The organism is Acinetobacter sp. KAM396, assembly GCF_021602765.1.
GTDB classification, from domain to species: domain Bacteria; phylum Pseudomonadota; class Gammaproteobacteria; order Pseudomonadales; family Moraxellaceae; genus Acinetobacter; species Acinetobacter towneri_A.
On record NZ_BPPH01000053.1, the window covers coordinates 1 to 6896 of the forward strand.

Sequence of the window (6896 nt, forward strand, 5' to 3'; positions counted from 1 at the left end):
ACTGCTTGCTCCAAAGTTAACATGTTGAGCAGTCCAAAATGACCGCTATATTAACCAAGGGGGTCAGTTTTTAAATGCCATTAGGGGGTCATTTTTACACTGCCGCTAACAAAATGTCTTACCTATAAATTGATTTCGTTTTGGTTTCACAATAGTTGTTTATTGATTTCAAAATAGTTGTAATTTACTACTAAACTAATCGAAGATTATCTACAAAAAAAATGCCCATAAACATGAGTGTTTTCATAGACACTATCTGCTTATAGGCATTACATCATTTATGAATGACGAGAGTTGGCATCATCATAGATGGCATTGTTTTCACGTCTGCCTACAGCAATCACGATGACAATTACCTCATCATCAACGACTTCATAAACCAGACGATAACCAATACTACGAAGTTTGATCTTATAGCGGTTAGGATGTCCTGACAACTTGTTTTTGGGAATGCGAGGATTCTCCAAAACCTTGATCAACTTCTTCTTCAATGGCTGCTTAATACTTGGATTAAGCTTATTCCATTCTGCTAATGCTTCTTCTAAAAAGTCTAACTTATAGGTCATCAATATTTACTCGAATGCGTTTCTGATTCGCACGAGCATCTGCAATCTTATTCAGTTCTAGATCTTCTAGTTGTTCCATCATCGTTTCATACAGATCAGCCGGAACACAGTAAAACGCTGGTGTATTACGATTGAGGATTGCGACAGGTTCCCCTTTGCCTGCCAACACTGTATCCATCGGACTCTTTTTGAGTTCAGTAATACTTGCAGTCATTCGTGCATGGATTAATTGAGTCATAGTTAAGCCTCTATAGAATTTAGTGTTTGGAGTTTGGGTTGAATCATTACGAGTAGATTTGGGTAGCTAATTTCAGCATACCGGTCCAATGTGGATCTCATTCTGATAAGCAAGGAGGCATCAGTAACTAGCAGCATCTTCGCAAGGTAAGGCATCGCTGAACGAAATGCCTTTAACCATTTACGATGTTGCTCAATACGGTCTATAGATTGTGATCGCATTTCCCGTCTTTGTGGAACTATACAATCTAGGCAACTTTCTAATGCACGTACTACATCAACCCAAGAAAGGACATTAAGAGCTTCTTCTAACTCTTTGGCTTGAATTTGTTGGTGCTCTCTTTCATCCATTAAATCAAATAGACGTCTGAGTTCCTGCATACGAACTTCATCCTCTCGTTTTAAACGAGATTCTTCAGTTTCAGTCCAGATAGCATCAGAATTCATTGGTACTCCTATTCAACAATAGAACTATAGCATAGATAAAAGAACACTTAAAAGTACTTTTAAAAAACTCTAATTAACCCTCTTTGCTACACGATGGCTGTTGTTACACAAAGATTTCATAACTATATGATTTTAAAAGTTTTGATTATTTTTTGATCTAAAATTAAATCTATTTAAATCAGATGCTTACATATTTATGCAACAAAGCCCTTTTAAACTCAGTTAATTTTAGGGAGCATTACCCTCTATCATTCCAATTTCCAGTCAATGTACAAAACAACTTAGAAAGCCAATGGCTAGCATTTCTCATGGACTTGCTACCTCAAGGCTATGGGCGAAAAGGGCTTTTAAATCAGCTGGGTTTTTCAATTAATGCAGAAGAACAAGCTGATTGGCCCCTACTGAAATCTGGGGCAGGTAATCCTATTGGTAATCTACGAATTAAAGAAGCTTATGACTGGCTTCAAGATCACTCTCCAGCTGTGAAACCTCGTGGATTTAGCCTAAGCGAAATTATTGAGAGGAAAATAAGGTTTCATTGAGTCACTTGCAGAGGTGATCCCACTTGTTTGAACAACTAAAAGCATATTTATAAGTGATATTCCGCTCTAGTTAAGCCACCTTGTTTTGTTGGGTTAGCTGATCATAGTAAAAACTCATTTGGTGTCATTTTGTCTAGACTCGAATGAGGTCGTTTCAGATTATAAAACTCAAAATATGCACTCAATTGCTTTTTCGCATCTGTGACACTGCTATAAGCTTTGAGATACACCTCTTCATATTTAACGCTCCGCCATAATCGTTCAACCATCACTCTACCCATCGACCTTTACCATCCATACTGATTTGAATGCCATTTGATTTCAATACATCAATAAATGCATCACTGGTGAACTGCCCCCCTTGGTCTGTATTCAATATTTCAGGTGATTCATATTTTTCAATCGCTTCATTTAAAGCCGAAATACAAAAATCCACCTATATACTAATCGATACCCTATGCGCAAGTACCTTGCGGCTATGCCAATCAATCACAGCAAATAAATAAACAAAACCTTTTGCCATAGGGATATACGTTATATCCATAGACCACACTTGATTACTGCGCTGAATAACCAATCCTTTGAGCAGATATGGATATTTACGGTGAGCTTGATTAGCCTTGCTTAAATTTGGTTTGCAATATAACGCCTGAATACCCATTTTCTTCATTAAAGTACGTGTATGACGTCGTCCTATATGATGCCCCTGACGATTCAACAAATCACGCATCATACGACTGCCTGCAAAAGGATATTGCATATGTAATTCATCAATACATCGCATCAGCTTCAGATCTGTTGAGCTAACAGGTTTTGGGCGATAGTAATAACAACCACGAGAGACTTTCAGCAACTTAGCCAGTTTAGATACTGAAATCTGAAGTGAGTGATCGATTAACTTTTATGGTTGAAGCGGCCCAGTTTCTTCAACACACCTTCTAAAAAATCAATTTCTAATGCCTGCTCGCCGATTTTTGCATGTAGTTTTTTTAGATCGATGGGTGGTTCTGATGGAGCTTTTGATTGATCGAAAGCTTGCGAGGAAGCTGAGATTAATTGATTTTTCCAGTCAATAATTTGGTTTTGATGAACATCAAACTCAGAACTCAATATCGGGTGAGAGTTATCATTTGAAGAATAAAAAAAGAATAGGGATTCAACCTCAGGTTGAAACTTAATACGAGGTAAAAGGGGTCAATTTTAGAATGCCGTTGACAAAAAATATTGACTCTCCGACAAACCCGGCACGGTTCAGTACGATTTTCACTTACTAGTACTTAAATAATCACCCCACCACTGCATCATTTCAGTCCGTTGAGCTAAATAGTCAGCGTGATTATAGCTGGCACGGGTACGGTTTTTATCAATATGTGAAAGTTGTGCCTCAATCCAATTATCTTGGAACAAACCTGAGTCATTCAAAATGGTACTAAAAGTAGAACGTAATCCATGAGAAGATAGTTGATGTTTGCCATACCCCATCTTACGTATGGCCATATTTAGAGTATTAAAATGAATCGGTTGATTGTGTTTGCGAGGGCTAGCAAAAAGGTATTTTTCACCGTATGACCACTGCATGACGTCTTTCAAAATCTCTAAAGCCTGATTTGAAAGTGGAACTATAAAATCTGGAATCTCATGGCCTAATATGACTTTTCGTCGAAACTGTTTAATATTCAAGGCAGGTATTTTCCATATTTTTTTATTTAAATCAAAATGATGAGGCTCAGACAATAACAATTCAGCCCCTCGCACTCCAGTATATAATTTAAACATCAGTGCTTTTTTAATAATCGGATGGGCATCCAATTTTTGTAATTTATACTTAAAATCAGATATATCCTCCGCTTTCAAATACGGATAATTTTTCTTGATTTTACTGTTAATGGCGATTTTATTTAAACCATGAGCGATGTTGAATTCACAATAACCCATCGCTACAGCGTAGTCATAAATTTGGTTCAAATAACTACAAGCTTTCTTGACAGGTTCTTTTACTTGGCGTCCCTCTATTTTTTTGATTACTGAAACCAGGTCATAACGCTTGATGTTTTGAAAAGGTAAATCCTGAAGGTCTGGATAAATATCTTGCTGTAAGCATCTTTCTGCTAACTGTAGTACACCACAGCGGGGTAGATCGTTGAAGGCATTTTTCAGTTTGAACTGTAACCACTCCTCCCCAACCTTACCAAAGGTGATGACATTAGAGGCAGTATCATGTTCAAAACAGAAATCATTGTCTTTAAAGTCATCTCTGACTTGTCGTGCCTTTTTCAGCGATAAATCAGGATAAAGACCTAACTGAATGCGTCGACGTTTTTTAGTTTGTGGATCTGTATAGCGATAGCACCAAGATTTTCTTCCACCCGGCTCAATCTTCAGGCTAAGCCCATCTTCATCGGATAAAAAACAGGTTTTTTCCTTGCAATGAGCTTGGCGAACTTTAATTTCAGTAAGACTCATGGAATTTAAATGAAACCTAATAAGTGGTTGATTGGATCAATTATATCAAAATAGAACGCTTTATATATGATGCGTATATTACGCATCATATAAATATTTATATATATGTTTTTTATAAATATTATTGTGGTATTCCACATTTTAGTAACCAAAAAAGTAACCACTGTTAAAATCTGTATTAAGCAACAAAAATCAGTGATAGTTAAACACTATTCTGCAATGGGTTTGTTTTACAGACCTAGTAACCGAACCTTAATTATTTGAGGCAATATTTCGGTTCTGTCGCATTAAGTCGATCTGCAGCTACTATTGAATTTTGTAGGAGCTGAATATGTCACCAAGGGGCTCAGTTTTTAAATGCCGTTAGGGGGTTATTTTTACACTGCCGCTAACAGAGCTCCGCCTGAGCGAAAAAAGCGGCTGCTTTACGTAGAATTTCATTCGCACGTTGCAGTTCTTTATTTTCGCGTTCCAGTTATTTGATACGTTCTTGGTCTGAAAGCTGCTGTACTTTAACTGGATTTTGTTTATCTAAATATTTTTGATACCAAACACGTAGTGTTTCGGGAGTACAACCCTTGCGCAGTATACTGCTCAGGGAGCAATAGCTGTGATCGCAGCCCAAGTAGAAGGATAATCTTTTTCGGATTCAATCAATAATTGAACCGCTCTTTCTCTGATTTCAGGGGGATATTTTTTGGTTTTGTCATCGGGACATTCTCTCAAGAAAGTTGGTCTCCGACAAACCCGGTACGGTTCAATGCGAATACGCTCAAAAGCTTCCTAGTGATACTTTTGAGGCCTTTGGAGCTGCACTTGCTGATATGCTTTTAGAAGAAAATTTTTTCAAGAAAGTTTATCCGATACTCTTAGAGAATGGCTTTCAACCACCAAAAAAACGGCCCTTTAAGGGCTGTTTTTTTATCTGCTTTGATCTCTTCGATCCTAGCCACAACAATGGATGCTAAGAAGAGAAAGGGGGATGTATCCTAATTATTCAACTGAGCTAATCAAACTTGTGAAACATTGTTTAAATATTAGGCGTGGAACATGAAAAATCATAAAAAAAGCCCACCTTGGGGAAGATGGGCTATCAACTAGAAACTACAGCATTAATTTCTAAAGAGAATTATAACGCATTACGTATAAGGTGTATTATGTTAATTTTAGAAAATCTTTCTAATCAGAAATTTAGTTTTCTATTAAGTTCTATAGTGCGGATCTAAGCGTAATACTGTATTCACATCATATTCAGCATCAAAAAAATCACAAATTTTTGATACCTTACCTTTAATTAATAATTTCTTATCTAGATAGAGGCTTTGTTGCATAAATATGTAAGCATCTGATTTAAATAGATTTAATTTTAGATCAAAAAACAATCAAAACTTTTAAAATCATATAGTTATAAAATCTTTGTGCAACAAAGCCCTAGATAGATGATCAATTTATTTTTATTTTTATCGAATATTACTCTTCCCCGAGGTACATCGTCATATTCAATTTCCCTTAGCTCAGAAAATTTATTTCGTAATTCATCCCAATAAGATACATGGTTGTAGGCACTATCAATCATACCTAAAGAATCTGAGCTATTAATATCAAACTCATGAGAAATACCAAGAACTTGATTTTTATAAAACCAAAATATACCTATTTTCAATGTTATTCTCCTAAGTTTTCATATATAACTTAAAAAAAATTAAGCAAGTAAACATACTATGATTGAATACTCAGAAAATTTAAATAAATTAAAAAATAACCTTATTACACATAAGGATTATCACCCTCTTTTACAAAAAATCAGCTTACCTTTCATTCCAGATTTTTTAGATAGTTCTTTTGACCAATCCAAAAATAAAGTAGTAATTGTTGGCCAAGAAACTTCTGGATGGGGGAAATTGAAATTAGATAGCTTTATATTAGGAAATTTAAGTACAAATGAATTAATTTCTGAAAGTAAAATTAGATACCGTAATCTTTATGAAAAGCCACCTGTGAGATCACAATTCTTAAAATTCTTAGGTAAAGTCAAAGAAAAAAATAATAACGAGTATATACAATGGTTAAACTTCTACTTCTTTGATTATAATAAAAAATCTTTTAACTTATTGAATTCAAAAAATAAAAGTATAGATTTGTATGAGCATCTTAAAGATATATCAATAGAAAACTTAGTAAATCAACTTGATAGATTAGAACCTAAAAATATTTTTTTCTTAGGTGCATATCATGGAAATTGGGAACAGTTGAAACTCAATTATGTTAATGACGAAGATATTCTTAACTTCAAAGAATCTATAGAAGGATTTAGCGTAAGATTCTGGAATAAAAAGACTTTAGTAATTCGACTCCCTCATCCTGCTTCTCGTGTTCCAAATAAAGGAAAAATTCAACAACAAGCTTTAACTTACTTTGATATTTTTAATAATCAAGCGGAGCAAAATCCTGAAAAATTTAAAGAATTGATAAGAGATAAATTACTTAACTAAAATATATTTAACATAATGGTGGTTATACGCAGTCAAAATGTAAGCCCCAAGTAGAAATGTCCGGTTTCTCCAAAGTAAAAATGTCCGCTTTTAGAATATGCACTTTTGCAATTTTCTTAGCGGACGGTTTGATATGTTGGTGTCTATGT

Annotated in this window: 7 protein-coding genes and 2 pseudogenes; 2 read left to right on the forward strand and 7 right to left on the reverse strand. The window is 35.0% G+C overall.

Annotated features, from left to right (window positions below; all coding sequences use genetic code 11):
* Positions 1–278 precede the first annotated feature (278 nt).
* The 3 genes from L6C30_RS13905 to L6C30_RS13915 are packed head-to-tail and all read right to left on the reverse strand — an operon-like array spanning position 279 to position 1250.
* Complete coding sequence (locus L6C30_RS13905; protein ID WP_139853741.1) at positions 279–566, reverse strand: type II toxin-antitoxin system RelE/ParE family toxin; 288 nt, start codon at positions 564–566, stop codon at positions 279–281.
* On the reverse strand, positions 556–804 hold the full coding sequence (locus L6C30_RS13910) for a type II toxin-antitoxin system Phd/YefM family antitoxin (RefSeq protein WP_000192612.1): 249 nt from the start codon (positions 802–804) through the stop codon (positions 556–558). The genes L6C30_RS13905 and L6C30_RS13910 overlap by 11 nt, the downstream gene beginning before the upstream one ends.
* A gap of 2 nt (positions 805–806) precedes the next feature.
* A complete protein-coding gene (locus L6C30_RS13915; RefSeq protein WP_139853746.1) occupies positions 807–1250 on the reverse strand; it encodes a hypothetical protein in 444 nt (147 codons plus the stop codon).
* A gap of 308 nt (positions 1251–1558) precedes the next feature.
* Between L6C30_RS13915 and L6C30_RS13920 the strand changes: the two genes are divergently transcribed.
* On the forward strand, positions 1559–1792 hold the full coding sequence (locus L6C30_RS13920; RefSeq protein ID WP_198080028.1) for a hypothetical protein: 234 nt from the start codon (positions 1559–1561) through the stop codon (positions 1790–1792).
* Between the two features lie 70 nt (positions 1793–1862).
* On the opposite strand, the pseudogene L6C30_RS13925 reads toward L6C30_RS13920, so the two are convergent.
* The 4 genes and pseudogenes from L6C30_RS13925 to L6C30_RS13940 all read right to left on the reverse strand — a co-directional run.
* Positions 1863–2902 (reverse strand): annotated as a pseudogene (locus tag L6C30_RS13925) (IS3 family transposase); the annotation flags it as partial.
* A gap of 153 nt (positions 2903–3055) precedes the next feature.
* On the reverse strand, positions 3056–4255 hold the full coding sequence (locus L6C30_RS13930) for an integrase arm-type DNA-binding domain-containing protein (protein ID WP_236163295.1): 1200 nt from the start codon (positions 4253–4255) through the stop codon (positions 3056–3058).
* 409 nt (positions 4256–4664) lie between these two features.
* Positions 4665–4965 (reverse strand): annotated as a pseudogene (locus L6C30_RS13935) (transposase); the annotation flags it as partial.
* 695 nt (positions 4966–5660) lie between these two features.
* A complete protein-coding gene (locus L6C30_RS13940; RefSeq protein WP_236095234.1) occupies positions 5661–5918 on the reverse strand; it encodes a hypothetical protein in 258 nt (85 codons plus the stop codon).
* Positions 5919–5976: 58 nt separating this feature from the next.
* Here L6C30_RS13940 and L6C30_RS13945 point away from each other — a divergent pair, with 58 nt between their 5' ends.
* Entirely contained in the window at positions 5977–6747 is a 771-nt protein-coding gene (locus L6C30_RS13945) for a hypothetical protein (protein WP_032073134.1), read from the forward strand.
* The last annotated feature ends 149 nt before the right edge of the window (positions 6748–6896 follow it).

Excerpts from the sequence above, each read along its gene's own strand:
- L6C30_RS13910 (WP_000192612.1), bottom strand. The coding sequence starts at position 804 with ATGACTCAATTAATCCATGCACGAATGACTGCAAGTATTACTGAACTC.
- L6C30_RS13945 (WP_032073134.1), top strand. The coding sequence starts at position 5,977 with ATGATTGAATACTCAGAAAATTTAAATAAATTAAAAAATAACCTTATT.
- L6C30_RS13915 (WP_139853746.1), bottom strand. The coding sequence starts at position 1,250 with ATGAATTCTGATGCTATCTGGACTGAAACTGAAGAATCTCGTTTAAAA.
- L6C30_RS13905 (WP_139853741.1), bottom strand. The coding sequence starts at position 566 with ATGACCTATAAGTTAGACTTTTTAGAAGAAGCATTAGCAGAATGGAAT.
- L6C30_RS13930 (WP_236163295.1), bottom strand. The coding sequence starts at position 4,255 with ATGAGTCTTACTGAAATTAAAGTTCGCCAAGCTCATTGCAAGGAAAAA.
- L6C30_RS13920 (WP_198080028.1), top strand. The coding sequence starts at position 1,559 with ATGGACTTGCTACCTCAAGGCTATGGGCGAAAAGGGCTTTTAAATCAG.